Genomic DNA, 26985 nt, shown 5'->3' with positions numbered 1-26985 from the left:
TCGTGTTCGAATTTCCCTCGAGTGACCTCGAGCGAACGCGGAATCAGGAATCCGTTCTCGGCAACTCCGCCGAGACGTACTCGAGGAACTTCTCCGGGTGTTCGGCGTGGGGCATCTGCGTCGCGTAGTCGATGACGACGAGGTCGAGGTCGGCGGCGTCCGCGAGCTCCCGGCCGTCCCGGAGCGGAACGAGTTCGGCGTCTCGCCCCCAGACCAGCGTGGTCGGGGTCTCGAGGGCCGCGAGTTCGGTCGCCAGGTCGAAGTCGGAATCGGGGTCGAGCGTGCCGGCGACGAACGAGGCCGGCGCGTACTTCGCCCCGGGCTGGTGGGCACTCTGCCAGGCGTACTCGAGGGCTGCGGGGTCGATCCGGTCGGCGTCGTAGTACCCGTCGCGTTCGTAGAAGTACCGGGTTGAGGGTTTGCTCACGAGGACGTTGAACAGCGCGGTGCCGACGAGCGGGGTCCGGAACAGGGACCGGATCCACGGCCGGCGCTCGGTGGTATCGGCCAGCGGGCAGATCAGGATCAGGCGCTCGAGGTCGAGGTCGACCTCGGACGCGGCGTCGACGGCGAACGACGCCGAGAGCGAGGAGGTGACGACGATCGGGGTCTCGGTCTGGTCGCGGATGAACTCCTCGAGAAACTCCGCGTAGAGTTCGGACGAATAGACGAGCGGCGGACGGTCGGAGCGCCCGAATCCGGGGAGGTCGACGACCGTCACGCGGTAGGTGTCCGCGAGCTCCTCGACGACGTCGGCGAACTCTCGCCCGCTCGCCGCGGCGTGGATGCCGTGGACCAGCACCATGTCCGGGGCGTCCGGCTCGCCGGCGACCGTGTACCTGACGTCCATCCCTCGCCAGTGGTAGGTTCGCTCGACGCCGGGAACGGGGTTCTCGAGGGGGCCGGCGCGGGACGCCAGGAGGCGGTTCCCGAGTGCGGTCAGGCCGACGGTTCCGACGGCCGCTCCGAGGGCGGATCGAAGCTTCATGGGGTATTCTTCGACGCCCGTGCCCTTATCGATAGGGTTTGTGTATCCCGGGCGTCGGTGTATAAGTAGCGTCCGAAAAGGGAACGCCCTTAAACCAGGGTGCCCAACAACCGGGTGCCTGCGTGGTTGGTCTAGCGGCTATGACCTCAGCCTTCCAAGCTGATGACCCGGGTTCAAATCCCGGACCGCGCACTTTTCGACGAACGGACGTGAGGAGAAAATGCGCGACTATGGTATTTGAACTACGCGAGACCGAACGGAATGAGGTCTCGTCATCGAGTTCAAATCCCGGACTGCGCAGTCGGTGGACGACACACATCTCAAGCAGTGGCCCTCTCTCGAGCGCGGGTGACACCTGAGAGTCCTGATCTCGAGTAATCGGGACTCGAGCAGCGCACGGATTTCGATTTACCGGTCTTTTTGAATCCCGCTACCAGATATATATTTCAGCGGTCGTGCTGAATACACAGCGCGAATGTTGCACAAGTCGAAGACTGATCAAATCGGATTGTGTTCGTTTAGTACCGGAGATTCGCTAATCGCTCAGTGGATAGGCAGCACAGCTTATGGGCCGAATTCTCGGCCTAGCGTACGATGCAGGTTGTGGTGTTTTGCGCCCGGTTTCTCGGTCACTATTCCGCATACACGAGAGTCCGCCGGCACGCGGGACAGACGTATGGAATTGGTGTGAGGGTTTCATCTGCCCGGAGGCTGCTAAGAAATCCGTCGTCTGATGCTTCTGAAACGATAGAGAGTGTTCCCATGACGTCGGTTCCTCGTAACTCCATTTGCTCTAATGATTCCTTGCAGTCCGGACAGACCTTCTCGGAGGACATATGTATAGTACTCCCACTACTTCCAAAGATTGTTTTGATTCGGCTTCTCCCTCAGTTTGGCTTGACCTGTCTCACGCCAATCGATACGCAGGCACCATCGTTGCGGTCGAAACAATTCAGGCAGTCTGAAATAACCGAACCGTTATGCTGCAGACCCTCTCTGTATCTCGCACTCCGTTACTGACAGCAGTTGAGGAGTTTATTCACCGTCTGCTGAATACAGGGCGCGGGCCGTGTTTAGACGCCGCTCAGTTGACGTCTCGACCGGGATTATGTGGAGTTGAGCGAGGAAGTAGCGAGTATGCCGTCTCAACTTGCCCGTTTCACCGACTGCTGCGTCGATTTGTCCCAGAACGCTGTCATCGACGAGCCAGCGCCAGCGATTGAGAAGGGTGATGGCGGCTACGCTGACTGGGTAATCGTCTCGATCCACTGCCTCCGAGAGTACCTGAACCAGCCCTACCGCCGGTTGCTCGACATGCTGCACGAGATGCCCGGAATCACCGCGAAACTCGGACTTTCGGTGGATCAGCTACCGGATTTCACGACCGTCTGTACGCGGAAACAGGATCTCAAAATGCGGATCTGGCGGGTGTTACTGCGGCTGTCTGTCTCACTGCACGACCTCGGCGATGTTCAAGCGATCGACGCGACCGGGTTCAAACGCCATCAAGCCAGCCGTCACTACGTCCTCCGCGTGGGCTACAATTTTGACGACATCAAAACGACGGCGCTCGTCGATTGTGACACCAGTGCTATCCTCGACATTCACTGTTCGATGAAACAGCCACACGACACACAGGTTGGACGGCAAGTGCTCAGGAGAAATCTGGCACGACTGACCACGATCACCGCCGACAAAAGCTACGACTGGGACGCTCTCCGGCACGAACTCAGGGAGGCTGGCATCCGCCCGGTGATCAAACATCGTGAGTTCTATGGACTTGACAAAGCGCACAACGCTCGCCACGACGAGAACGTCTATCACCGCCGCTCGATCGTCGAAGCGATCTTCTTTGCGCTGAAGCATCGGTTCGGCGAGACGGTGCGGGCGAGAACGTGGTTTGGCCAGTTCAGAGAGCTCGTCCTAAAGGCTGCCGTCAGAAACATTGAGCAAGCCGTGAGGCTCTGAAACCACTGATTTCGCGCGTCTAAACAAGACCCAGGGCGCGAATGTGGCACAAACTGAAAGCTAATCTGCGAGGGTAATGGTCGATAAGTACAGAGGATAAGTCTAACAGCAGGAAATCACTGAGCAACGGGTCGGGAGCAATAACTATACCTTTATGGGACTCTCCGAAACGCGGTCCCTGCCCTGCGAGCAGTTATTTCGTCACTGTCTGAGTCTCCGACAAAGAGCGTTCGCTCGGGAGTCGCTCCCAGTTTATTGACGGCGGCAAGTAGTGGCTCGGGATGCGGTTTTCGTTCAGTGACCGAGTCTCGACCGACAATCGCTCCAACGTCTTTAGAGATGCTGTGTGCATCCAACGCATCACGACACGCTGCTTCACAATTGAGCGAGCAGATGCTGACTGGAACTGTTGATTCAACGAGTTCATCCATGACCGGAAGCCGCTCAGACCGGCGTGCGCCGTCGCGTTCTGCCGAAGCTAAGTGTGGCTCAATCTCTTTTGTAGCACCAATTTCATCTACGATGGGCAAAAAGTCCAATGCATCGTCAGCATCCGTATCCCCACCGTATTGTCGAATTATCGGCTTAATCTGCTCGGCAGTCTCCTTCCAATCTACTGTGAGTTGAACCAAAGTCCCATCGAGGTCATAAACGACGGCGTCGTACGAGTCAATCATCTGTGATAATGATGTGAGGAGTATACAAATACATTCTCATCGTTCAGCCATAGTGCGGAATAACGGGTATCTCCGCACGTGTAGTGAGCGGACGGTTCACCGCTTTCGTCGTGAAACAAACGAAGTTGACGTGCTGCATCCATCCTCTCGATTCAGCAGGCAAATAGTACCATCTACGAATGATCTCAACGAAGCTGCTTTACTGGTGAACAGTCTCGAGCGGCGATTCACGATCAACGGCCAGAGCCACTTGAGTTAGAGGTCGCGACTCTCTACTGAATGCTTTGTACGAGGCTCCCGTACAGCCCGTATGAACGTCCTCGTTACCGGCGCGAACGGTACAGTCGGCACCGCGCTCCGTGAACACCTCGAGTCCGAACTCGACGCAACCCTCGAGCCCACCTGGATCGACATCGAACCCCACCCCGAGTACGAGACGACAATGGGGGACGTCACCGACTACGCGACCGTCCGAGAGGCGATGGTCGGCCAGGACGCCGTCGTCCACCTGGGGATGCCCGACTTCCTCGGTGGTCCGGGTTCGCGCTCGCTCGCCTGGAGCGAGGGATTCGCCGCGAGTTGCCAGGCGATCGGCAACGTCCTCGAGGCGGCGACCAGTGAGGGTGTCGACACGGTCGTCTACGCCTCGTCGAACCACGCGGTCGGCATGTACGAGGTGCAGAACGCTCCCGAGATTTACGGCCTGGATTTCGACCTCGAGATCGATCACACTGCCCCGCCGCGGCCCGACTCCCGCTATGGCATCGTCAAGGTCTTCGGTGAGGCGATGGGACAGCTGGCGGCGGACGCCCACGGGGTGAACTGCTATGCGATTCGGATCTGTTCGGTTCGGGACCCGGAGTACGACCACCCCTACGGGGACGCCGAGCGCGGCGTCGACCGGGGCGAGTACGAGCGAGACAGCGGTGCCTACGAGGAGCAGGTCGCCCGCCAGAAGTGTATGTGGCAGTCGCGTCGGGACCTCGCCCGGGAGGTCGCTCGCTGTCTCGAGCGTGGGGCGGAGGTCGCTCGAGCCGAGACTGACGACGAACGGGGCGAGTTCGACGTCTTCTACGGCCGCAGTGCGAGCGACCGGAGCTGGTTCGACCTCGAGCACGCACGCGAGGTCATCGGCTATGACCCGGCTGACGACGCGACGGCGTGGCAGGGACCACCGGAGTGACGATCGAGGAGATCGACGGGCGGTGACTGACGTTACTCGTCGACCGCCTCGGCCTCGAGCACTCGTCCGACCATCGACCAGCCCTCCTCGTCCCCCTCTTCCCTCGACGCCCGCCGACCGACGAGTACCGACTCATTGTCGGCGCTCGAGACGAACCGGTACTCGGCGTCGGGTTCGTCCTCGCGGCTTCCTTCGGCTTTGAACTCCTGCTGGAAGAACTCGACCCAGTCCATCTCGAACACGGCCTCGGTGCCGTCCTCGAGGGTGAGTCGAACCGGCCTGGGCGAGACGTTGTGGATGCGCTTCGCGATGGGATTCAGATCGGCCATGTGCGGGTTGACGAACGGATTCAAATAAACGGTTCCGGTCGTACTCGGGTGAGGTTCCCCGCTCAGCGTTCCCTCGAGGGGGCTCGAACCGCGGTGATTCGAGTTCGCAGCCCCTATCGACGTCCGACGACGTGAAGCAGGTAGGCCGCCCAGATCGCGAGCAAGATGGCGTACCCGGGGGCCTGGATGGGCGCCGCCCAGAACTGATCCTGGTAGAAGAAGCCGATGCCCACGGCGACGACGGCGACGTTCCAGAGGACCACGGTCCAGGTGGTCATCACCGAGGAGACGCCGTTGTCGAGACGGCGACCGCCACGTTCTCCATCGGTTCCATCGGTTCCAACCAGCGGTCCGCTCTCGTCGACGAAGAGCAGGACGCCCGCGAGCGCGATCGGGAGCGCCCACCCCAAGAAGAAAAAGTGGAGCGCGCCCGTTTCGATCCACGGTTCCGGAATTCCGAGCGGGACGCCGAACAGGATAAACGGGGCGAACCCGGCCGGGCCGAGGATCCAGAGCTGTGCGACGAGCACCGAGAGGGCCGTCCCGTTCGACGTCCCGGCCCGGTACGTCTTCGTGAGCGTGTAGACGTAGAGGAGGTACCCGGCGGCGTACAGCACGAGTCCGGTTCCGGTTACAGTCTTTCCCATGCCGAGCACCGGGCCGATGACGAGGGGGAAGATACCGAGTGCGAACAGCGGGAGGGAGTAGCGCTTCAGCTGCTCGCTGTACAGGTCCGCGTCGACGAGTCGGGGAAAGACGTCGTACAGGGTGCCGATCGCCGCGAGTCCCAGAAAGCCCCAGGCGTTGGCGTGAACGTGCGCCTCCCGGAGTCCGTACCAGCCGCCGGGAACGTCCCAACCGTGGCTGAACAGGCCGAACGCGAAGAACAGGCCGATCAGGTAGACGAACGGAGAAAGGACGTAGAATCCGACGGTCGCATCGCGCGTCCGGTCGCCGTCGCTCCGACGAACCATTCGAAGCAGCGTGAGGAGGAGCCAGAGCGTGAGGAGCCAGAGCGTCGCGAGCCCGACGTCGAACCACAGCGAGTGACCGAAGGCGCGACCGTACCAGGCGACGACGAGGGCGCTGTTCAGTCCGAGAAAGATTGCTCCGTTGACTCGCGGCGACGGAGTTGGGTGCTCGAGTTTTTGGGCCATCAACTGCGGGAGGGTGCCGAAGAGCAGTTGGGTGAACGCGCCGACGGTGACGAAGTGGATGTGCGTCCAGGTGATCCACGACACGCGCGGCACCAGTCCGAACTGCTGGAGTCCCTGATAAAGCGCCAGTCCGAGACCGACGAGCAGGAAGCCGATACCAGCGACGTGAAACGGAGTCATCGTAAGCGGCGATCCGTCAACACGTCGATGTCCAGTGGCGAACACGCGTCGGCGCTCGGTCGAGCCAGTGGTCATACGCGTTCGTTCGAGTAGCTTGCCCGTATCGGTTCCCGCGGACGCGTCACCCTCGATCGAACATGTTCGAAAGGTCGGTTACCATCGTCGGCGTCCAAGCGTCGGTATCGATGCCACGAGCGAAGCTCGCCGTACACCTCCCGGAAGGTATCTGGATCCACGGGATTTCGACGGCCAATCCCGACGTGACGTTTCGAGTGAGTTCGGTAATGCTGGGATCGAACAGCGCAACTGGAATCGTCGAGCTGACAACCTCGAACCCGGTTCCAATACTCGCCGCGATCGACGACCGAGCGGACGTCGAGAAACTCGAGCTTCTGTGGAAACACGACGAGATGGTAATTCTACAGGTCGAAACGACGGATCCGTCGCTGCTAACGCCGATGCAGCGAGCGGGCGTCCCGATTCGGACGCCGTTCGAGGTCGAAGACGGGACGGTCCGCTGGGAGCTGACGACGAGCTCGGATCGGCTCTCCGCGCTCAATACGGCGCTCGAGAAGAACGGAATTCAGTACAACCTCGAGTACGTTCACGAACTCGAGTCGGGCCGCGCTCGTCGGCTCCTGACCGACCGACAACTCGAGGTCTTTCTGACGGCGATGGAACTGGGATACTACGACGTCCCACGGGGTGCAACGCTCACGGAGGTGGCGTCCACCCTCGACGTCACGAAGTCGACCTGCAGCGACGTGCTCCACCGTGCCGAGTCGGCGGTCGCTCGCTGGTTCGCTGAGGAGTGTGTCGACTAGGCGTCACGATAACTCGGCGTCACGGTGACGGTCGAACGACCGCGTAGCAGTTCCCGCTCGAGATTTCGAGGGAAACGATCTCGAGAGCACTCGCCTCGAGATCGGCCTCGAACTCGCCGGGGTCGTAGATGTGATAGAAGCGGTCGACCGCCTCACCGCCGGGAAGGGTCCACTCGACGGTCGTGTCGAAGCCCGCGGTCTCGTCGAAGGCGTCGTGGGCGGTGCTCCAGGCGCTCACGAGGGCTATGCCCCCGGGGGCGAGCACGCGAGCGAGTTCGTCGAGGCTCGCCACGCGCGCCCTCCTGGTCGGCAGGTGGTGAATCGTCGCGACGTAGACGGCGGCATCCACGACGTCGCTTCGGAGCGGAAGGGACGCGGCCTCGCCCTGCACGAGATCCACCGAGAAGTTACGCTCGAGGGCGCGATCCCGACCGGTCTCGAGTAACCCGCGGCTGACGTCCAGACCGACGACGCGCTGAATCCGCTCGGCGAGCACCTCGGCGTGCCGGCAGTTGCCACAGCCGAGGTCGAGACCGAATTTCGGGCTGTCTGCACCGCCGACGTCCTCGTCGACGAACGCTTCCACCTCCGGCCAGGCGTACTCGCGCGTGGACGCGAAGTGGGTAGCGATCCGGTCGTACGTCTCCCGTACCTCGCTCCGTCTGTCCATCTGGCTCGAGGTCAGTGGCGTCGAACCAAAAACGTTCGTTCCTGCCATGATAGGGCACGTTCGAACGCGTCGGTCGGTGTGCAGCGTCGACACTGCCAGAAGTCGTGGACTCCATCGACTTCTCCAGCGGGTAGCTAACTGCTCCGTTGCAAGCACAATCCCTACACCCGCTCGTGGCGCACATTTGCCCATGACCGACGCTGTCGACGACGACCTCGAGATCCAGCGCGATCTCGGCGAGGCCACGATCGTCTACGAGGAACCGGACGAGGGAACCGTCAGAAAGACGATCCCGAACGAACACGTCGCGTACTTCCAGGACCACTGGATCATCAAGACCAACGAGGACGAGGAGGGCCACGACATCGTCCGGCGGATCCCGACCCGTCGCGTCCACTACGTCGAACGATCCGTCGAGGAGTTCGAACAGGAAGTCGAGACGCTGCTCGACCGGGTGCAGTCGTTCGCCAGCGAGTTGCAGACGAAGATTCCGGTCGGCGGGAGCAAGGGCGGGAACGACGAACCCGTCGAGCCGCGGCAGATCACCGTCGACGATTCCGATTCCGACGGTCACACTAAAGAAGAGTGACTCGAGTACGCCGTCGTGGAGAGCGTAGAGAGGGTGACTCGAGTACGCCCCCGACGAACGGGAGGCGGTAGCGGCAGCTCTGGAACGACGTCCCTGACCCAACTCTCGTTAACTCCCGACGGCGACGCAGGCTTCAGATCACGACCACGAACGCTACCTCAAATAACGACCACGAACAGCACGAACGAGAGCGCGACCATCGCCACGGCGTGTTTCACCCCGGCTTTCAGGTCTCCTGTACTCAACTGCCCGGCGATCAGCCCCGAGAGCGCCCCCTGAATGAGCGTCGCGTGGTAGAACAGGAGCGTGTACGTCGAAGCATCGACGTTCCCGAGCCCCGACAGCCCGTCGACCTGGGACGCCTCGAGCGACTCGCCGCCGCCCTCGACGGCGGCCGCCTGGAGCGTCGGGAGCATGTAGCCTGCTAGGACGGCGATGATGAACAGGAAGACGAGAAACGAGATGTAGACGACGACCATGTACTCGAGCATCGCCTGCTGGCGGGCGCGCTTGAGCCGCCGGTCGGCCGCGGCCTGCCGGGCGGCGATTCGCAACACGGTGGCGAGGTTCCCGCTGGCGTTCATCGCCTCCGTCAGGAGCGTCACGACGCGGGAAGCCGCCCGCGTCCGAACTCGCGCACCGAACCGGACCAGCGCCGTCTCGAGGTCGGCCCCCCACTGGACGTCCGCCCAGATGCGCTCGAGTTCGACGTCGAGCGCGCCGAGGTCCGACTCGCGAAGGCGACCGATCGCCGAAACGAGCGCCACCCCGGCCTCGTTGACGCTCGCAAGGCGGTCGAGGAAGTCGGGGATGGCCGCTTCGACGGCGTCGACCCGCCGCCGGTGAATCGCATACAGGACGGCGAACGTGGTGCCCACGAGGAGGCCGGCGACGACCAGGACATCGTCGATGACGGCCGCGTCGATTCCGGTCTCGGTCGTCGCCTCGGGGAGTCGCCAGGCGATCAACCCGAGCGCGACCGGCCCCGTCACCAGGAGCGAGCGTGCCGGCCGCTCGAGTAGCGTCTCGAGCGGGGATCCCAGTCGCTCTCGAACCGCTCGGAGACGCTTGTAGATGTGAATTCGCTCGACGTTCGGCGGGGTGTCATTTCGGAATCCACCGTCGGTTTGGGCGAGGGCCTGCTGGTACGGTCCCGGGTCGTCGACGTCGCCCTCGTTGATCGTTCGGCCGGGGTTGACCGAGTCGGTAACCATGCTCAAGTAGACGATGAAGGCCAGGTTGCCAAACGGCAGGATGACGTAGATCAACCCCCGCATGGGGCCGAGGGTGTCGCCGACGGAGATGCCGATGACGAACAGGATCGTGATGAGAAACAGCGGCCCGGCGACGAGGACGGTGACGTACGACTCCGCGAGCGTACCGAGCAAGTCGAGCATGCGTTCTTGCTGGGACTCCGACTCCTCCTGGTAGTCATGATACTGGCGCTCGAGGAACGACGAGAGGCTGTGGCCGCTCTTGAGGACACTGATCAGGTTCTCGGAGAACTCGCGGAACTGGGGGCTCGGGGAACGTCGGTTCATCGTCTGCAGCGCCGTGATCACGTCCGTCCCGAAGGTGTCCATGTTCCGGACGGCGACGCGAAACTCGCTCGCGGCCTCCCCATAGGTGTCGTCGTGAGCGGCGACGATACGGACGACCGTGGGGAACTCCATCCCGCTCTGTGAGAGAGCGTAAATGAACGCGACGGTCGATGGCAGGGTGTACTCGATCCGTCGTGCGCGGTTGTCGGCGACGTAGCCCGGGTACCACCACCGGAACCAGTAGGTGCCGACGCCGGCGAGCACCCCGAGGGTCAGACAGGAGACGAGCAGGAGCCCGAATAACTCGAGCGCCGAGAGCGCCGGGATGCCGGCGACGTTCGCGAGAAAGAAGAGCGCACCCGGCAGCTGCTCGCGCATCACCGCGGGTTCGATCGAGAGGACGAGCAGGAGTCCCCAGCTGACGTAGATGCCGAGAATACTGCCGACGACGGCGAGCAGGCCGGCGTAGAGGAGGGACTTCGCCCCGTACTCGCGGTAGGTGGTCGGGATGTGTGCCGCTCGAAGCGCGTCCTGTCTTCCGGGGTGTTCGGACCTGAACTCCTCGACGTAGGGGCCGAAGAACCGGTCCGCCATCCGGGCGAGGAGGGTGTCGACCCCCCGGTTGACGGCCGCAAGCAGGATCGGCGAACAGAGAACGACCGCGAACGCGAGCGGGAGGAAGTTTGCGCGGGTCATGGTTGTGGATGCGGTCGATCTCTCCGTGTCAGTTCGTCTCGAGCGAGTCGCCCGGTCGGTTCGGTGGTGTCGCGTCCGTGTCGTTCTTGTTTTCGTCGCTCTCGGTTTCCCTGCCCTCAGTTTCGCTGTTCTCGCTCGCGTCCTCGATCCGCTCGAGTACGCGTTCCTGGTCGGCGTAGTACTCGTTGACGAGCGCCGTGAATCGTCGGTAGTCCGAAATCTCGTGTTCGAGCGCGTACTCGAGGAATCGTTCCCGGTTGCGTCGTTCGGTCAGGAGTTCCCGCTGGGTCCACCCGCGTTCGTGTTGAATCTCGGCCACGACGTGGCTGGTTTCGGCGGTGAACGTGTCCGTCTCGCCGTCCCAGGAGTAGGCGGTGGAGTAGTCCAGTTCGCCGGTTCGCTGGTCGATGCCCTCGATCTCTGCGAAGACCTTGTTCCGCCGGACGCGCTCGCCGCCGAGCCTGGTGAGCGTCTGCACCGAGAGGATGTCCAGGCTCTGGACCATCGCCCGGGGCACGTTGATCGGCTCGTTCTCGAGGCGGTTGATGACCGTTTGCACGGAGTCGGCGTGCATCGTCGAGTAGGTCGTGTGGCCGGTGTTCATCGCCTGGAAGAGCGTGATGGCCTCCTCGCCGCGAACCTCCCCCACGACGATGTACTCGGGGCGGTGGCGAAGGGCCGACCGCAGGAGGTCGTACATGGTGACGTTCTTTCCCTCGTGGATGCGCTCGCGAGTGACCGAGGAGAGCCAGTTGTCGTGGTGCAACTGGAGTTCGCGGGTGTCCTCGATGGTGAGGACCTTCGAGCGCGGCGGGACGAACATCGAGATGGCGTTCATGCTCGTCGTCTTCCCCGAGGCGGTCCCGCCGGCGAAGAGCAGGCTCTTGTTGTGCTCGATGGCCAGCCAGAGGTAGGCCATCTGCTCGACGCTGAACGTCCCGTACCGAACGAGGTCGACCGGCGTGAGCGGTTCATCGGCGTACTTCCGGATAGTGAACGCCGACCCGCGCGGCGTGACCTCCGTTCCGAGGGCGAGTTCCGCCCGGGAGCCGTCCTCGAGGGTCGTCTCGACCATCGGGTCGCCGATGGAGATGTGGCGCCCGGAGTGCTGGGCGAGGCGGACGACGAACCGATCGAGTTCGTCCTCGCCGAAGCTGACGTCGGTCTCGACGTCCGTGTACTGGCCGTGGTAGACGAAGATGGGGAGGTCGTACCCGTCACAGGAGACGTCCTCGACGTGGGGGTCGTGCATGATCGGGTCGAGCCGTCCGTATCCCCGGAAGTCCCTGAAGATGTAGTAGAAGAGCCGGTAGAACGTCGCCATGTCGACCTCGGCGCCGTAGCGTTCGAGGTACTCGCGGACGGTGGATCGAAGCAGTTCCTCCACGTCTTCGTCGTCCGTCTGTCGGTAGAGGAGCGGATCGCGCACGTCCTCGAGCAGCGTCTCGAGCACGAGTCGTTCCTCGTCGGTGAGGATGGGTTCGACCGTTCGGTAGCGGTGGTGGTTGGCCGCCTCGTCGTACTGGATCACGACGAACGAGAAGGGGGCGTTCACCCAGTAGCGATCGACTTCCTCGAGGTCGTCCGCGTCGTCGAACGTGACGAGCGGGCCATGCGCCGCAGGATCGTAGGCCGTCACGTCGATGTGAGAGCCCTGCAGTACGTCGACTACTCGACGTAGCGTGCGCCGAATCTGGTCGAATGTGAACTCGAGCGTCGAGTCGGGAGGGTGTGTCGCGTCGTCATCGACGTCCGAGGGGATTTCGTCGGTTCCGGCGTTCCCGCCGCTCCCGGCATCCTCGGCGATTCCGACATTTCCGGCGTCCTCGAGGCCCGCGGCCGTCGCATCGTTGGCACCGCTCTCTTCGTTCGCGTCGGTTGCCGACCACGTGTCGCTCGCGGGGGCATTCGCGTTCTCGGTAGTGTCCGCGGTGGTGTCGAGTTCGGCCCCTGCATCGGTGTCGCTGTATGGTTCCATCGTCTCTGTTCGCAGTCTCTTCTAGGGAGAGACCGTATCGTCTTAAATCAGATGGCCACCTGCCGAGTATCCGACGCACGGATTCGACGGACGTCAGCACCGTCTCCCCGCTGGACTGTTTTGTCCGGATGTGCAGAAAACGCACAATGGGCGTTACGTTCATACCCCGTGAGTGCGAAGTCGTCGTTGCGTAATGAAGCGCGAGCACTTCACGCTAACTGCCAGCAACGTCGACTGGATCGAGACCGACAGTGATCCGAAGAAACCCGCCGTAACAATCGACTGTACCGGTCCAGCGACACTTCTCCAAGATCGTCTCACTGACCCCGATGGCGAGCCACTCAAGGCTAGCCAGACGGACGCCGCGCTTCGACTCCAGGGTCCGGTCGATGCCGAGGATACCGACGGCGTCGTCAGCGTCACGAACCGCGTGACCGGCGAGTTCGTCCTCGAACTCAACGTCCCCGCCCAGGACGTCTTGCAGTTCATCCGGGCCGCTCGCGGCTACGGCGAGGACACGACCGACGACGGCGGGCGCTACCACGTCACGATCACCCTCGACGGCGAACCGTTCGTCGAGTACGACAAGCGCACGTTCCTCGTCTACGACGACGACGGCGACCTGCTCCGGCATCGGAGCCTGATCCCGAGCGGCGTCGAACTGTAGTCGCTCGCCGGGACTCAGTTCCGACCTGCCGGGAACGGACCGGCAGCTATAAGTGATTTAGGGTAGCCTAAACTAACGAAGACAGCGGTTGCCAATGGCTCACGAATCCCTGCTCACGTCGACGGCCGACGACCGACTCGCGGACGCACCGCCGACCAGCGACGTCGTCCTCGAACTCGAGGGCGTCGCGAAGCACTACGGCTCCGAGGCGGTCATCGACGACCTCTCACTCACCGTCCGCGAGGGCGAGATCCTGACCCTCCTCGGCCCGTCCGGCTGTGGCAAGACGACGACGCTCCGGCTCATCGCGGGCCTCGAGCGACCCAACGGCGGCCAGATTCGTCTCGACGGAACGTCCGTAGCCGGGAACGGCTCGTTCGTCCCGCCGGAAGAACGTGGCGTCGGCATCGTGTTCCAGGAGTTCGCGCTCTTTCCGCACCTGACGGCCAGGGAGAACGTCGCGTTCGGGCTCACCGACTGGCCCGCGGACGAGCGGGAGGCCCGCGCCGACGAACTGCTCGCCCTCGTGAACCTGAGCGAGCACGGCGACGACTATCCCGAGGAACTCTCCGGCGGCCAGCAACAGCGGGTCGCGCTCGCTCGCTCGCTCGCCCCCGAACCCGAGATGTTGCTGCTGGACGAACCGTTCTCGAACCTCGACGTCGACCTCCGCGTCGAGATGCGTGAGGAGGTTCGGCGCATCATCAAAGAAACCGGCGTAACGGCCGTCTCGGTCACCCACGACCAGGAGGAGGCGCTCTCGGTGTCCGACCGGGTGGCCGTCATGAACGACGGCGACCTCGAGCAGATCGACGAACCCGAACGCGTCTTCCAGCACCCCAAATCGCGGTTCGTCGCGGGCTTTCTCGGGCACGCGAGTTTCCTGTCGGGAACCGTCCGCGGCGATCACGTCTCGACGGCCCTGGGTCGCGTCCTGCGAGCGGACGTCGACGGCCTCGTCACCGAGTACGACGGGACTGACGTCGACCTCCTCCTCCGACCCGACGACGTGACGGCTTACCCCGCGAGCGGCCCCGAGGCCGACGGGACGGTCGTCTACCGGCGCTACCTCGGCCCGACGATCCTCTACCGCGTCGAACTCGACGACGGCGAGACCATCGAGTGCATGCACAACCACTCGGATCGGATCGACCTGGACGAGCGCGTCGCCGTCAGGGTGACCGCCGACCACGACCTGGCGTGGTTCCCCGCCGACCAGCGCGTCGACGCCGTCGAATCGACCTCCGAGACGGCCTCGAGTTCGGCAGACTGACCGCTGCTTAGATCGAGTCGGTCTCGTGGCGAAACGTCTGAAACTCGAGCGTCCGCCCGTCCGGATCCTCGGCGAAGAACTGGTAGATTCGATAGCGGTCGTTCTCGACCGGTTCGCCGAGTGCTCGATCCGTGAGGCGGTCGTACATCGCGTCGACCTCGTTCACGGTGTCGAAGACGAACGTGATCGTGCCGTCCATGTCGGCGTTCTCGCGGGCACAGAACCCGATCAGGAGGTTGTCGTAGGTAAGGATCGTACAGTCGGGCTGTTCGAGCCACCGTTCCGCGCCGATTTCCGCGACGTAAAAGTCGACGATTGGCTCGAGCGATTCGGTGCCGAAGAAGACGATGCCAGCCATGGCCAAATCGAGTGCGGGTGACGGAAAAACCGTTGGGGTGCCGGAGTATTTATACGACGTCCATCGACAGTGACAGGTATGACGAAGTCGGGAGGGCGGCGGATGGCGACGCTCGTCGTACTGCTGTCGGTGGTGCTCGCCGGCTGTGCGGCGCCGATGGCAGACGTGGGTAGCGTCGACGGCTCGACGGGTGACGACCGCGCGACCGGCGAACGCACCCTCGAGGTCCACGGAGACCTGCCCCTCGACGCGAACGCGACGTTCGACCGGGTGCAGTCGCTCCTTGCAATCGATCTCCGGCCGCCGACGGTATACGTGGACGAGCCCATCGAGCGGCCGCCACGAGCCGTCCAGGACCCCTCGAGTTTCTACGCCGTGATGGGAATCCCGGCACCCGATCCGACCGACGGGGCCGAGGAACTCCGGGTCGGTGGCGTCTCGAGTGCGATGCAGGCGGTGTACCTCCTGCCCGAGGCGGACGCCTCGCCGGCGGAGATCGAACAGGTGTTCGTTCACGAACTGGTCCACACCGCGCAGTTCCAGCGAGGAGCCCCGCAACGAGTCCAGGCGGAGATCCCGGCCGAACACCGCGGAACGACCGACGCCAGGCTGACGGTGACGAGCCTGATCGAGGGAAGCGCCGTCTACGTCTCGAGCGCGTACACCGAGGCCTACGACCTGCCCGTGACGCCCGAGGACGACCTGCTCGAGTCGCTGTATCCGAACGCCAGCCCGGGAACCAGGCTTTCCTGGGGGCCGTACCACCACGGCGGTCGGTACGTCGCAGCGGCCGCCGACTCGCCGGCGACCCACTGGAGCGTCTACGAGACGCCGCCGGTGACGATGCAGGAGGTTCGCCGCGGCGAGCCCGCCATCGCAATGGGCGAGGCCGAACTCGAACCGTTCGAGATCGAGGTCGGCGTCGACGCCGAATCCGCTGGCTGGGAGAGCGACCCTACCGGGACGGACGTCGTTGGGTCGTTCGTCCTCGAGCAGGTACTCGCGACGGAACTCGACACGGACGCGGCGAGAGACGCTGCCGCTGGCTGGTCGTACGATCGCGTGCGACGGATCTCGAATGACGGGGCCATGGCTGGCGACGATAGTAGCGGTGACGAGGTCGACAGTTACGCCTGGGCGATCAGATTCGAGGACGAATCGAACGCCTCGCTCGCGACGGACGCGATGGCCACGGCGCTTGAGCGCCGGGCGACGAGCCTCGAGGCCGAGTCCGGAACCCACACATCGAATCGCACGCCGACGACGACGCGCTGGCGAACCGAGTCGTACGCCTTCAGCCTCGAGCACGCCGACGACCAAACGCTCGTCCTGTTCGCCGGTGACGAGGCGTTCGTCGAGTCGGTGAGCCTCGAGGAGGTTTCGGCGACCGGCGACGTCCAGGTCGCGTTCGACGAGCGGGACTCGACGGCGTCGTCGGCCGATTCGAGTCGACGCCTGTCCTCGAGCGAAGTGACCGAAACGACCCAACCGGCAGTACGGCCGGCGCGTCCTTCGCCTGGCGACGCGCTGTCGGACGCACGATCGACGGCTCGCGACGCCGTCCTCGCCGGAGGTGCGCGATGACCGATCGCCGGACGCTGGCGATCCGCTGTGGCGTCGCCGCTCCGAACGTCGCGCTGGCCGGAATCGTCCTGTCGACGTTCGTCGCGGCGCCCGAGACGTTCACCTGGCAAACGCGCGCGCTCTCGGACATGGGCCGAGTCACCGCGCGGACTTTCTGGCTCTTCAACGGCGGGCTGATCCTCGGCGGCCTCCTCGGTACACCGTTCGTCGCCTTGCTCTGGACGGGCGCTCGCAATCGGCTCGAGCGAATCGGCATCGTGCTCACCGGCGTCGCCGTCCTCGGCATGGTCGGTGTGGGAATCTTCTTCCTCGGACACACGGCGTACTACCTCGAGTCGAGCCTGCACGGCCTCGCCGCGCTGATGGTGTTCGGCGTCGCCCCGATCGCTCAACTGCTCACCGGGACGGGACAGGTGCTGGCCGGCGATCGGTGGATCGCGGTCGCGTCGATCTGGCTCGGCGTCGCCCACCTGGCCGGCTGGCTCGGCTGGCTCCTCGTTCGATCCGCGGCGGCAGACCCGGGACACTGGTTCGCCGTTCCAGAGTTCGTCGCCGCCGTCGCCTTCGGCGTCTGGATACTGATCCTCGCGAAAACGGCCGCTGTTCGGTCGGGGACTCGAGACGGCTCGAGAACGACTACTGGTTCGCGCCGAACCGGGTGAACAGCCCGGAGAACCCGATGCGATCGGCCCACGAGGACTGGTCGTCGCCGAGGGCGGCGATGCCGCCGGGGCCGGCGGTACACAGCAGGCCGCTCGCGACCGTCAGCCCCTCGAGGGCCGCCCCGGTTTCGGTGTCGTATCGCCACCGGGCCGCGCCGTCGGTCGCATCCAGCGCGTAGATGACCCCCTCGTCGGTACCGACACAGCAAGTGCCGTCGACCACGGCCGGCGCGGTCGGCGTCGCGCCACCGGTGTCGAACCGGAACCGCTCGGCGCCCGAGACCAGGTCGACCGCGTACACGCTCAGATCGCCGCTGGCGACGTAGACTGTGCCGTGGGCGACCGCCGGGGCCTCGAGGGCGCCGCCGGTGTCGAATCGCCAGCGAATCGTGCCGTCGGCCGCCTCGAGGGCGTAGAGACTGTCACCGTCCGTGGCGACGACGAGATCGCCCGTGGCGGCTATATAGTTGGTTCTCTCGTCGCCTGGGCCAGCGTCGACGTCGCCGTCACCGTTGCCATCGACGTCGACCGCTATCTGGAGGTCGCGCGTCCACTCGAGCGAACCGGTTTCACCGTCGATGCGTCGAACGACGCCGTCAGTGGTTCCGGCGAAGACGCCACCGCTGGTGACGGCGACCTCCGCGACGGCCGCGGTCTCGTCGGTCGCGAGCGTCCACTCGACGCGTCCCGATTCGGCCTCGAGAGCGTACACCGATCCGTCGTCGTCGGCGGCGTAGACAGTTCCGTCGGCGACGACTGGAGCGACCCGGCAGGTCGCGTCCAGCCGGTACTGCCAGCTTCGTTCGCCGGTCTCCCGGTCGAGCGCGTACACCGTCCCGTCCGCGCTCGCGGCGTAGACCTCGTCGGCGACGACCGCGGGCGACCCGGTCACGATGCCGTCGGTCTGATACCCCCAGCGCTCGTCGCCGGTCTCGAGCGAGAGCGCCAGCACGCGACCGCTGTCGGTGCCGACGTAGACGGTGTCGCCGACGACGGTCGGTGCGGCCGTTCGCACGTCCGGGTCGAACCGCCACTGGACGTCGACTGCCGACGAGAGCGGGTTGCCGTCGGGAACGGCCCCGGTCCGCGCGGCGTCGGCTCGAGCGGCGCTCCAGTCGCCCCAATCGTCGTGGTCGTCGATTGGTTCGCGCGCACTCGTCGCCCGGTTCTGTGCCCGCACGGCCGCCTCGGCGACGGACGGAACCGGATCGGCTCCGAGCGGGTCGAGGGTCGACGGCTCGACGGCCACGAACCCGAGGCTGTGACACGCCTGTTCCCTGACGCGGCTATCGGGATCGGCCAGTCGAGCGACGAGGACGTCGACCGCCTCCGCGAGGTCTACGTCCCCGCGAGGCGCCAGTGTGGAGAGCGTGCGAGTCGCGAACGCTCGAACGCTGTCGTCCTCGTCCTCGAGCGCGTCGACGAGTGCCGAGACGCTGGAGTCGAACCCGTTGGAGTCCTCTTCGGCGACCGCCGCGAGGGTTCGGGCCGCCGTAACCCGAACCACGGGTGAATCGACGGCGAGTCCGGCGGCGATTTTCGAGATCGCCGTGGGTCGCAACCGCTCGGAGCACTCGGCGAGCACCGACAGCGCCAGCACTGCGATTCCGGCCGCCCAGGGGTCGCCATCGACGCGGCGGCCGAGTCCAGAGAGTTGATTGTTGATCGCGTCCGTGTGCGTCGGCGTCTCCCCACCGGCTACGAGCGACGCGGCGTCGACCAGTCGATCCTCGACGGCGTCGGTTTCCGTCTCGAGCGTCGAGTCGTCCTGGAGGACGGCGACAGTTGCGAGCGAGAGCGTCGCGTAGCCGCGAACGGCCGGCGTCTCGTGCTCGAGGAGGTCGGCGACGGCGTCTGCGCTCTGGCTCACTGCCTCGGGTTCGACCACGGCGAGCGTTGCGATGTCGGCCGCGACTGCCTCCATCGGTCGATCACCTGGGCGATCGAGGAGGAGCGCCACGACGGACCGACCCGACCCATCGGCGACGGCCGAGAGGGTTCGAAGGTGGGCCTGGCGTTCGAGTCGTCCGGCGTTCGCCAGTCGCTCGAGCAGGCTCGAGGCGAGCGGTTCCACGATGGCTGTATCGACGCGAGCGAGGTCGGCCAGCGAACGGGCCAGGGTGGTCGTCCTCGCCGTCGATCCGTCGTCGAACTGGTCGAGAACCGCCTCGGCCGGCGTCGGATCGGTCTTGATGGGTCTCGTGAGGAGGGTTTCGAGGGCCTCGAGCGCGGCACTCCGTTCGGCTGGTCGACAGTCGTCGGCCAGTCGATCGAGGACGGCGTCGACGACGACGGCCGTCTCGTCGCCGGTCTCCGGGAGCAACACGCCGAGGGCCTCGAGTGCGCCGGTTCGAATCGTCGCGTCGTCGGCGGTCGTTTCGGCGACGGCCAGTGATCGGGCTGGCGAGCGAACGTGATCGCCGTCGGGACCGATCGTGGTGAGCGCGGCGACGACGTTCGTCCGGACGGTCCGATCGGGGTCGTCCACCGATCCGAACAGCGCGCCCAGCGCCGACCGGACGTCCTCGGGGTAGGCCTCCCCCAGTCTCCGGAGGGCGATCGCGGCGTTGTTGCGGACGCTCGCGTCGTCGTCCTCGAGGCGAGCCGCCAGCGGTTCGACGGCCGAACGGACGTCTCGCGGCCGTTCCGTGGCGACGCCGGCGAGGTCGCGGGAGGCCGCTCGCCGAACGGTGACGGCGTCGGCTGCGAGTCGGGTCGAGAGGGATCGAACGGCCGGGTGGACGCCCGCGACCTGCTCCTCGGCGACCTCCGCCAGCGACCGGGCGGCATGGCCCTGTCGCCACGCGTCGGTCTCGTCGCCTCGCTCCTCCTCGAGCCGTGCGAGGGACCGTTCGACGACCGCCTGGTCGACGTCGCCGTCGCTTGCGACGGCACCGAGCGCGTCGGCAGCCGGTCGTCTGACCGACTCGTTCGGCTCGTCCAGACACGCGGCGAGGGAGGGAATCACGACGCGAACGGCATCGGGGTCGGCCACCGCGACGGCGGCCAGGGCTCGAGCGACGTCTGCCCGCACCGACGTCCCCTCTTCGTCCTCGTCCTCGAGGCGAGCCGCGAGCTCCGCCACGACGGGCGCAACGGCGTCGGGATGTTCTTCGGCGACGGCCTCGATTGCGGCGGCAGCGTGTTCGCGGGTTTCGATCGCGTCGTCTTCGAGAACGGCAGCGAGCGCGACGACCGACGACCGAACGGTGGCTGGCCGTTCGTCGGCGACGGCGCGCAGGGTCGCCGCCGCGTCGGTTCGGACGGCCGTCTTGACGTCGGCCAGGCGATCGGTGACGGCCGGAACGGACGACTCGAGGCCCGCCAGCGTAGGATCTGCAGTGGCGACGTGCCGGAGTGCGCGGATGGTCGGTTCGCGAATCGAAGGGGCATCAGCGAGCGCCGCCGTGAGCGGATCGAGTGCGGTCGACGCTCGCTCCGGCGTCTCGGTTGCGACCGCCATCAGCGTGATCGCGGCGTCCTCGCGGATACCCTGGCTCTCGTCGTCGAGCCGTTCCGCGACGGGTTCGACGGTGATCGGTGCGGGATCGTCTTCGACCGCGAGCGCGCGGAGTGCGGCCATCGCGTCGGCCCGGATCACTCCGTCGTCGCCGAGTCGCTCGAGCAGGGGCGAGGCGGCGTCGGTCGTCTCGGCGAGCGCGGTCGGGTCCGATTCGGCGACGGCCCGCAGGGCTCGTACGGCGTGTCCGCGAACTGCCTCGTCCTCGTGGTCGGCGGCCGCGGCGATCGAGGCTGCCACGGGCCTGACCGCCTCGGGGTCGACGTCGGCGACGGCCGCCAGTGCAGCGGTCGCTCGCCGGCAGACGAACGTGTCCTCGTGTTCGTCCTCGTCCTGGTCCTCGCCGGAGACGATCGCCGCGAGCGCGTCGACCGACTCGAGCAACGTCATCGGTTCTGCGTCACCGATCGCTGCGAGCGCGTCGACGGCGTCGGCGCGGACGACGGTCGATCCCTCGAGTCGATCGGTCAGCGCCGGAACGGCGGCCTCGACTTCTGACGGGTGGTCCCGGGCGATTGCCGCGAGCGCCGCCGTCGCGTGGGAACGAACCGACGGTTCGTCTTCGAGTCGATCGATCAGTGCCGGAACCGCCGAACAGACCTCGCGCGGTCGATCGGCCGCCTCGTCGGCGAGCGTGCTGGCCGCGTACGTACGAACGTCGGGGTCGTCGGCCGAGAGAAAAAGCTGTAACTGGTCGATCCCGAGGGTGACCTCGAGGTCGTCGTCCGGCTCCCCGAGCACGGGGTCGTCCGGGTTCGAAGGGTCGTTTCGTGGCATAGATGCGTGATGGACGCGAACCGTGCTGGTCCAGCACGGTCCACAACTGATTGGGAATCCGTCCGGGGGGAGTTAATTCTATCCCCACCGTTTTGGTGCCTAAGACTGTCAACCAGCGCTGTACCTCGAGTCTCGGGATGCGATTGATCGTCTCGAAGTATGGATTTAGGCGTGAGCGTGGCTGTGAGCATCGGTGTGAACGTAGCTGAACGCGTTGGCTATCCATTGACGACGGGGGCGAGGCGCAGAACGGGCGAAAACGTCTACTTCCGCCAAAACGGAGTGGGGAGGTCGCTGGATGGGGAGACCGTCTGCTGGTCGGCGTGCTCGACGTAGCTCCGGGTCAGATAGTACGCCGCGACGTAGCCGACGCCGGCGAGCACCACCGCGAGGATGAGGTTCCCGATGAGGAGCAACTGGATCACGAGCAGGGCCGTCTCGAGATGACTCCATTCGGTTACGATGAGTGGGTCGGTGCCGAAGAGGACGGCCCCGACGTAGATGCTCCCGGCGTAGACGGCAGGTTTGATGGCGGGGTTCAACACGGCCACGGAGGAGAAGATCGCGGGCTTCGAAATCCAGGACCACCAGTACGCGAACAGGAAAAACGAGCCGATTCCGAGCCCGCCGGTCGGCAGGGCTGTAACGAAGATGCCGATAGCGAAGCTCACTCCGACCTCGTGTGGCGTGTGGTCCTCTTCCCACGCCTCTCGGAGCGCACGGCGTACTCGGTCCTGTACGCGCATCACTCGGTCACGGAGCATCTGCTAACAGCGCCACCTCAGCCGCGGAGAGAGAAAAGCGTATCGTCAGGTGTCAACTGTTCGCACTGTGCGGGATCGGCCAGTACGTTTCCCGCGAACGTTCCCCGCCCCGTTGTTCGAGTGAACCCACGTCGACGGTCTCAGGAGTCGTTCCCCTCCCAGAGCGGATACAGGTCGTCCATCACCGGGTCGGTGATCGATTCCCCGTCCAGGACGAGCGACGGTCGTTCGGCGTCATCGAGAGCCCGAACGCGACCGACGACCGCCGCCTCAAGGTCGGCCGCCGAAAGCGCGTCGAGACACGCCTCGAGGTCGTCGTCGGGGACCGTCGCGAGCAGGGTTCCCGAACCGAAGATTCGCAGCGGATCGACGCCGGCGGCCCCACAGAGGGTCGCCGTCTCCGGCCGGACCGGAATCGCGTCGCGGTCGACCTCGAGTCGAACGCCCGAGGCCTGCGCGAGTTCGAGCAGGCCGGCCGTCACGCCGCCCTCGGTCGGGTCGTGCATCGCGGTCGCGTACTCCCGGAGGACTCGGGCGTCGGAGACGACGCTGACCTCCGCCAGGAACGCCTCGGCGCTCGAGCGCGTCGCCTCGTCGACGTCGAGTTGCTCGCCGAAGTCCGCCGCCAGGATGGCCGTCCCCTCGATGGCGGCGGCCTTCGTCAGGAGTACGTGGTCGCCAGGTCTGGCGCCGCCGGTTTCGAGGACGCGTTCGGCGGCGCCCATCGCCGTCAGCGAGACTAGCGGGCGCTCGAGGGCGTCGACGTACTCGGAGTGGCCGCCGACGATGGTCGCCCCCAGCGAGCGAGCGGCCGCGTCCAGGTCGCGGGTGACGATCTCGAGGGTGTCGTCCCCGTCGTCGGCCGCCGACGGGGGGAGCAAGATGACGGTCGTGAGCCAGCGGGGGTCGGCCCCGCTGGCGGCGACGTCGTTACAGGCGACGTGAACGCCGAGGGTGCCGACTTCGCTGGCAGCGAGCGAGATGGGGTCGGAACTTACGACGAGGTGGCCGCCGGGCCAGTCGATGGCCGCCGCGTCCTCGCCCGTCGCCGGACCCTGCAGGACGGCGTCGTCGGCGTCGCCGGTTCGGCCGAAGACATGTGCCACGAGGTCGTCGGGGTGGACTTTGCCGGGCATACGACGAACGTGGGCGATGGACGGCTTGTAGCTGTCGAAGGACTCGAGTCGGTCGTCAAATTCAGGATCAGCTTCTGTTGCAGTCCACAACGCGTACCTGTTTGATACTGTCAATTATCAGTAGAGCGTGTTCAGCGAACGGTTGCCTATTCCAGCCCCGCTTTTAGGCCGTAAGATGCTGGAACAGTGAGTGATGGTGTTAACTCAAATCGACCACGTAGGTGAGAACGACCAGATGGGCGAGTGCATCGATACCTGTCTCGAAGCCGCGCAAGCGTGTGAATGGTGCGCTGATGAATGTGCTGGTGAAGGCGAAGGGATGGCCGAGTGCCTCCGTCTCTGCCGGGATGTCGCCGATCTCACGACGCTGCACGCACGCTTCATGGCACGGAACTCGAACTACAGCACGCAACTCGCAGAGGCCTGTGCTGGTGCATGCGAAGAGTGTGCCGAGGAGTGCGAACAACACGATGAAGAACACTGTCAGGTCTGTGCTGACGTGCTTCGCGAGTGTGCCGAATCCTGCCGGGAGATGATGTCGACGTAGAACTCGCAACCATTCCTGCCCGTCCACAAACCCCTTTGTTTTCGTCACCAGCGCATTGTCGGCCTGAATAACCCTGTACGATGCTAGAAATCATACGCTATGGCTCGTGAGACAGCACCACCCACCCGAGAGGAGATTGAAAGTCGCATTCAACAGATTGGGAAATACTCCCGCGCGGTCCGTATAGGATTGATAATCATCCTCACTGCGTTTCTGTTGGCCGTTGGTGTCGTCCTTCCTGCAAATCTTGACAGTCCATCACAGGCAATCGAGTCGATACTGATGCCGCTTACGTTCGTTGGACTGGGGACCATCCTGTACGGCATTGGAATGCACCTTCACTTGATGCATTTGAATCTCGTCCGCCAGTTACAGCCAGAGCCGACGGACGACCAGCGGTCAGCACCCGACTCAGATGACTGATTTCAGGCGAAAGGCAGTATCGGGTATGCACAGCTCACATCCGCAGTGACCGGAAATCCACCCCGTGAAGCATCTACCGAGGAGAGTTTCGACGGAGCCCAAAATCTATCGAAGGTCGCGCTACGAGCGACGAACGGTCACTCGCTGATCGTCTCGAGTCCGTCGACCGGATTGACCGAGTAATCGACCGAGAGCACGTCCTTGGTCGCCCGGATTTTGCCGACGAACGTCGAGATGTCCTCGAGCGAGCCCTCCAGGACGAACAGTTCCATGCAGAAGTGATCGCCGACGTGGCTGTGGAAGTTCGAGGCGACGAGCGACTCGTGTTCGTGGCGAAGGCGCATCATCCGCTCCTCGACGCTGGTCGTCTCGTAGTCGAACATGACGGTGACGATGCCCATGAGTTCGCGACCCTCGAGTCGAGTGTCCTCGAACTCGCCGAGGAGGTTTCGGGAGGCTTCCCTGACGACTTCGCTCCGACCCGTGTACCCGTGATCGTCGGCGAACTGATCGATTCGCTCGAGCAACGCATCCGGCATCGAGACGCTTACGACGGCCATGTAATAATTCGGCACCATGGAATTGTTAAGCCTTATTATTCCGGCGTAATTCGTGTTCAGCGTCAGAGACAGGTCCGGATTGAGATTTGAAACCGGATTTGGATTGGGTAGTCGGCATTACCGCTCGAGTCGACGGGTCGACGAACGATGAACGATAATCGAGACCGATAATTGGCAACCGACGACCGAAAACTAGCAATCGACGACCGACGGTTCCGTAGTCCCAGAGAACCTCTCGTTACACTTCCTCGCTGATGTCCAACGGTATCTTGTCCGGAAATCTGTCGACAGCGACGGGCGTCGACGAACGACGTGAGCCGAACACTCCTGGCGAAACGCGGGGTCGGAACCGTTCCATTCCGTCCTCGAGTCGGCGTCTGGATTTCTCGACGAGTAACTCGAGATTACACGCCGGAAGCGACGGGGCTGGGACGTGTATTCTCTCTATTACAATGGCCGGTCCCCGCACACGAGTGCACGTTATGTCTGGAAATCGGCCCCGAAACGCGCCACGCTCGCGGGTCTCCCGTCGGACGTTCGTCGCCGCAGCGGGTGCCTCCGGTGCGGTAGGACTCGCCGGGTGCATCTACGGCAACGGCGGTGGCGACGGCTCCGAGGGAGCCATCTCGTTCGGCTTCGACCCGAGCGCGGCGAACGAAGTGGGTGACGAGATTGAGAACCTGTACCACGAGAACGGGCTGAGCGAGGACATCGAGATCGAGTTCCGCCCCGGGGCGGATAACAGCGACGAACGCCGGGACAACTACCAGACGGCCCTCGACACCGGCGAGGCCGAACCCGACCTGATGCTGATGGACAACGGCTGGGTCAACGTCTTCATCCAGCAGGGACTCATCGCGAACCTGACCGAGGAACTCGAGGAGGAGGACGTCCAGCGCGTCAGCGACGAGTACTTCGAGGGGTTCACCGCGACGGCTCGCGATCCCGAATCCGGAGACCTCTACGGCGTACCGCTCTTTCCGGACTTTCCCGTGATGATCTACCGGAAAGACTACGCCCGCGAGGCCGGCTACGAGGACGGCGACTTCGAGTCCTGGGCCACTGAACCGATAACCTGGGAGGAGTGGTCGAACCTCGTGGAGGAAGTCGTCGGCGCCTCCGACGCCGAGTTCGGCCTCTCGACGCAGTGGGACGTCTACGAGGGGACCTCGTGCTGTACGTTCAACGAGGTGTTGAGTTCGTGGGGCGGCGCCTACTTCGGCGGCCGAGAAAACCTGTTCGGCCCGGTCGGCGAACGGCCGGTCACCGTCGACGAACCGGAATTCGTGGACTCGCTCCGGATGATGCGGACCTTCGTCGATCCCGAGTACGGCGACGCGCTCGAGGGCTACGCATCCGGCGTGGCCCCCTCCGACATCACCTCCTGGACCGAGGACGAGTCCCTCCCCGAGTTCGAGAACGGCAACGCGGCGTTTCACCGCAACTGGCCGTACGCGATCCGCGCCGCCGCCGAGGAACACGGGGTCGACAACGTCGGCACGATGCCGATTCCCTACGCCGTCACCGAGGACGAGGCGAACCAGCCCGGTACCGGCGGCACAACCTCCGCCCTCGGGGGCTGGCACATCGTGCTCAACCCGAACTCGAACCGCCTCGAGCAGGCCCGCGAGGTATTGCGGGTGTCGATGGAGGACGGCTTACTCCTCGGCATCCTCGACATCTGGGGCTGGCTCCCGCCCAAACCCGAACTCTTCGAGTCCGAGGAGGCCGAGAGCGCCGAGCCGATGGGCGCGTACATGAACACGCTTCGCCTCGCCGGCGAGAACACGATGCCCCGCCCCGTCACGGAGGTCTGGGGTACCGAGTCGACGCGGATCGCCGAGGAGGCCAACAGTGCGGTCTCCGGCTCGAAGGATCCAGAGGCCGCCGCCGCTGACCTCCAGTCCGCGCTCGAGGACATCGAGTCGGGGTGA

The 26985-nt window shown here is 64.7% G+C and carries 23 protein-coding genes and 1 tRNA gene; 12 read left to right on the top strand and 12 right to left on the bottom strand.

Annotated features, from left to right (window positions below; all coding sequences use genetic code 11):
* Positions 1 to 43: 43 nt before the first annotated feature.
* Positions 44 to 988 (bottom strand): alpha/beta fold hydrolase, encoded by a 945-nt coding sequence (locus NGM29_RS15400; protein ID WP_254157336.1) that lies wholly within the window; start codon positions 986 to 988, stop codon positions 44 to 46.
* A 120-nt stretch (positions 989 to 1108) separates the two neighbouring features.
* Here NGM29_RS15400 and NGM29_RS15395 point away from each other — a divergent pair.
* Both NGM29_RS15395 and NGM29_RS15390 read left to right on the top strand, forming a co-directional pair.
* Positions 1109 to 1180: transfer RNA gene (locus tag NGM29_RS15395), tRNA-Gly, on the top strand.
* A gap of 945 nt (positions 1181 to 2125) precedes the next feature.
* Positions 2126 to 2956, top strand: coding sequence for an IS5 family transposase (locus tag NGM29_RS15390; protein WP_254160595.1), 831 nt, complete (start codon positions 2126 to 2128; stop codon positions 2954 to 2956).
* Between the two features lie 152 nt (positions 2957 to 3108).
* Here NGM29_RS15390 and NGM29_RS15385 read toward each other — a convergent pair whose 3' ends face one another.
* On the bottom strand, positions 3109 to 3633 hold the full coding sequence (locus NGM29_RS15385) for an HAD family hydrolase (protein WP_311136831.1): 525 nt from the start codon (positions 3631 to 3633) through the stop codon (positions 3109 to 3111).
* A 310-nt stretch (positions 3634 to 3943) separates the two neighbouring features.
* On the opposite strand from NGM29_RS15385, the gene NGM29_RS15380 reads away from it, so the two are divergent.
* Complete coding sequence (locus NGM29_RS15380) at positions 3944 to 4816, top strand: NAD-dependent epimerase/dehydratase family protein (RefSeq protein WP_254157334.1); 873 nt, start codon at positions 3944 to 3946, stop codon at positions 4814 to 4816.
* Between the two features lie 32 nt (positions 4817 to 4848).
* On the opposite strand, the gene NGM29_RS15375 is transcribed toward NGM29_RS15380, so the two are convergent.
* Positions 4849 to 5145 (bottom strand): DUF8072 family protein, encoded by a 297-nt coding sequence (locus tag NGM29_RS15375; protein ID WP_254157332.1) that lies wholly within the window; start codon positions 5143 to 5145, stop codon positions 4849 to 4851.
* 113 nt (positions 5146 to 5258) lie between these two features.
* Positions 5259 to 6557 carry a hypothetical protein gene (locus NGM29_RS15370; protein WP_254157330.1) on the bottom strand — a complete coding sequence of 433 codons (1299 nt, stop codon included), beginning with the start codon at positions 6555 to 6557 and terminating at the stop codon, positions 5259 to 5261.
* 110 nt (positions 6558 to 6667) lie between these two features.
* Here NGM29_RS15370 and NGM29_RS15365 point away from each other — a divergent pair, with 110 nt between their 5' ends.
* Positions 6668 to 7306, top strand: coding sequence for a helix-turn-helix domain-containing protein (locus NGM29_RS15365; RefSeq protein WP_254157328.1), 639 nt, complete (start codon positions 6668 to 6670; stop codon positions 7304 to 7306).
* 19 nt (positions 7307 to 7325) lie between these two features.
* On the opposite strand, the gene NGM29_RS15360 is transcribed toward NGM29_RS15365, so the two are convergent.
* Positions 7326 to 7976 (bottom strand): class I SAM-dependent methyltransferase, encoded by a 651-nt coding sequence (locus tag NGM29_RS15360; protein ID WP_254157327.1) that lies wholly within the window; start codon positions 7974 to 7976, stop codon positions 7326 to 7328.
* A 190-nt stretch (positions 7977 to 8166) separates the two neighbouring features.
* Between NGM29_RS15360 and NGM29_RS15355 the strand changes: the two genes are divergently transcribed.
* Entirely contained in the window at positions 8167 to 8565 is a 399-nt protein-coding gene (locus tag NGM29_RS15355; RefSeq protein WP_254157325.1) for a hypothetical protein, read from the top strand.
* Positions 8566 to 8723: 158 nt separating this feature from the next.
* Here NGM29_RS15355 and NGM29_RS15350 read toward each other — a convergent pair whose 3' ends face one another.
* Together NGM29_RS15350 and NGM29_RS15345 are read right to left on the bottom strand one after the other, a co-directional pair.
* Positions 8724 to 10802 carry a type II secretion system F family protein gene (locus tag NGM29_RS15350; RefSeq protein ID WP_254157323.1) on the bottom strand — a complete coding sequence of 693 codons (2079 nt, stop codon included), beginning with the start codon at positions 10800 to 10802 and terminating at the stop codon, positions 8724 to 8726.
* Positions 10803 to 10830: 28 nt separating this feature from the next.
* A complete protein-coding gene (locus NGM29_RS15345) occupies positions 10831 to 12780 on the bottom strand; it encodes a type II/IV secretion system ATPase subunit (protein ID WP_254157321.1) in 1950 nt (649 codons plus the stop codon).
* A gap of 193 nt (positions 12781 to 12973) precedes the next feature.
* Here NGM29_RS15345 and NGM29_RS15340 point away from each other — a divergent pair, with 193 nt between their 5' ends.
* The gene (locus NGM29_RS15340; protein WP_254157319.1) at positions 12974 to 13447 is read left to right on the top strand and encodes a DUF5793 family protein; all 474 of its coding nucleotides are present in this window, start codon (positions 12974 to 12976) and stop codon (positions 13445 to 13447) included.
* A 94-nt stretch (positions 13448 to 13541) separates the two neighbouring features.
* A complete protein-coding gene (locus NGM29_RS15335; protein ID WP_254157317.1) occupies positions 13542 to 14720 on the top strand; it encodes an ABC transporter ATP-binding protein in 1179 nt (392 codons plus the stop codon).
* Positions 14721 to 14727: 7 nt separating this feature from the next.
* Here NGM29_RS15335 and NGM29_RS15330 read toward each other — a convergent pair whose 3' ends face one another.
* Positions 14728 to 15078 (bottom strand): VOC family protein, encoded by a 351-nt coding sequence (locus NGM29_RS15330; RefSeq protein WP_254157316.1) that lies wholly within the window; start codon positions 15076 to 15078, stop codon positions 14728 to 14730.
* A 78-nt stretch (positions 15079 to 15156) separates the two neighbouring features.
* Here NGM29_RS15330 and NGM29_RS15325 point away from each other — a divergent pair, with 78 nt between their 5' ends.
* Together NGM29_RS15325 and NGM29_RS15320 are read left to right on the top strand one after the other, a co-directional pair.
* Complete coding sequence (locus tag NGM29_RS15325) at positions 15157 to 16662, top strand: hypothetical protein (protein WP_254157314.1); 1506 nt, start codon at positions 15157 to 15159, stop codon at positions 16660 to 16662.
* Positions 16659 to 17324, top strand: a complete 666-nt coding sequence (locus tag NGM29_RS15320) for a DUF998 domain-containing protein (RefSeq protein WP_254157312.1) — start codon at positions 16659 to 16661, stop codon at positions 17322 to 17324. Before NGM29_RS15325 ends, NGM29_RS15320 begins: the two co-directional genes overlap by 4 nt.
* Here NGM29_RS15320 and NGM29_RS15315 read toward each other — a convergent pair.
* The 3 genes from NGM29_RS15315 to NGM29_RS15305 form a co-directional block, all read right to left on the bottom strand.
* Positions 17299 to 21621, bottom strand: a complete 4323-nt coding sequence (locus NGM29_RS15315; protein ID WP_254157310.1) for an outer membrane protein assembly factor BamB family protein — start codon at positions 21619 to 21621, stop codon at positions 17299 to 17301. The genes NGM29_RS15320 and NGM29_RS15315 overlap by 26 nt on opposite strands.
* Positions 21622 to 21884: 263 nt before the next feature.
* On the bottom strand, positions 21885 to 22367 hold the full coding sequence (locus tag NGM29_RS15310; RefSeq protein ID WP_254157308.1) for a DUF2062 domain-containing protein: 483 nt from the start codon (positions 22365 to 22367) through the stop codon (positions 21885 to 21887).
* Between the two features lie 158 nt (positions 22368 to 22525).
* On the bottom strand, positions 22526 to 23521 hold the full coding sequence (locus tag NGM29_RS15305; RefSeq protein WP_254157306.1) for an AIR synthase family protein: 996 nt from the start codon (positions 23519 to 23521) through the stop codon (positions 22526 to 22528).
* Between the two features lie 193 nt (positions 23522 to 23714).
* Between NGM29_RS15305 and NGM29_RS15300 the strand changes: the two genes are divergently transcribed.
* Both NGM29_RS15300 and NGM29_RS21495 read left to right on the top strand, forming a co-directional pair.
* Positions 23715 to 24068, top strand: a complete 354-nt coding sequence (locus tag NGM29_RS15300) for a four-helix bundle copper-binding protein (protein ID WP_254157304.1) — start codon at positions 23715 to 23717, stop codon at positions 24066 to 24068.
* Positions 24069 to 24167: 99 nt separating this feature from the next.
* The gene (locus NGM29_RS21495) at positions 24168 to 24491 is read left to right on the top strand and encodes a hypothetical protein (RefSeq protein ID WP_425499160.1); all 324 of its coding nucleotides are present in this window, start codon (positions 24168 to 24170) and stop codon (positions 24489 to 24491) included.
* Between the two features lie 137 nt (positions 24492 to 24628).
* Here NGM29_RS21495 and NGM29_RS15290 read toward each other — a convergent pair whose 3' ends face one another.
* A complete protein-coding gene (locus NGM29_RS15290; RefSeq protein WP_253436824.1) occupies positions 24629 to 25051 on the bottom strand; it encodes a CopG family ribbon-helix-helix protein in 423 nt (140 codons plus the stop codon).
* Positions 25052 to 25533: 482 nt separating this feature from the next.
* Here NGM29_RS15290 and NGM29_RS15285 point away from each other — a divergent pair, with 482 nt between their 5' ends.
* Positions 25534 to 26985: an extracellular solute-binding protein gene (locus NGM29_RS15285; RefSeq protein ID WP_254157301.1), complete on the top strand. Its 1452-nt coding sequence runs from the start codon at positions 25534 to 25536 to the stop codon at positions 26983 to 26985.

Origin of the sequence: Natronosalvus rutilus, assembly GCF_024204665.1 — an archaeon.
In the GTDB taxonomy this organism is placed as follows: domain Archaea; phylum Halobacteriota; class Halobacteria; order Halobacteriales; family Natrialbaceae; genus Natronosalvus; species Natronosalvus rutilus.
The sequence above is the reverse complement of the archived record's forward strand: the minus strand, read 5'-3'. Positions and strand labels throughout refer to the sequence as shown.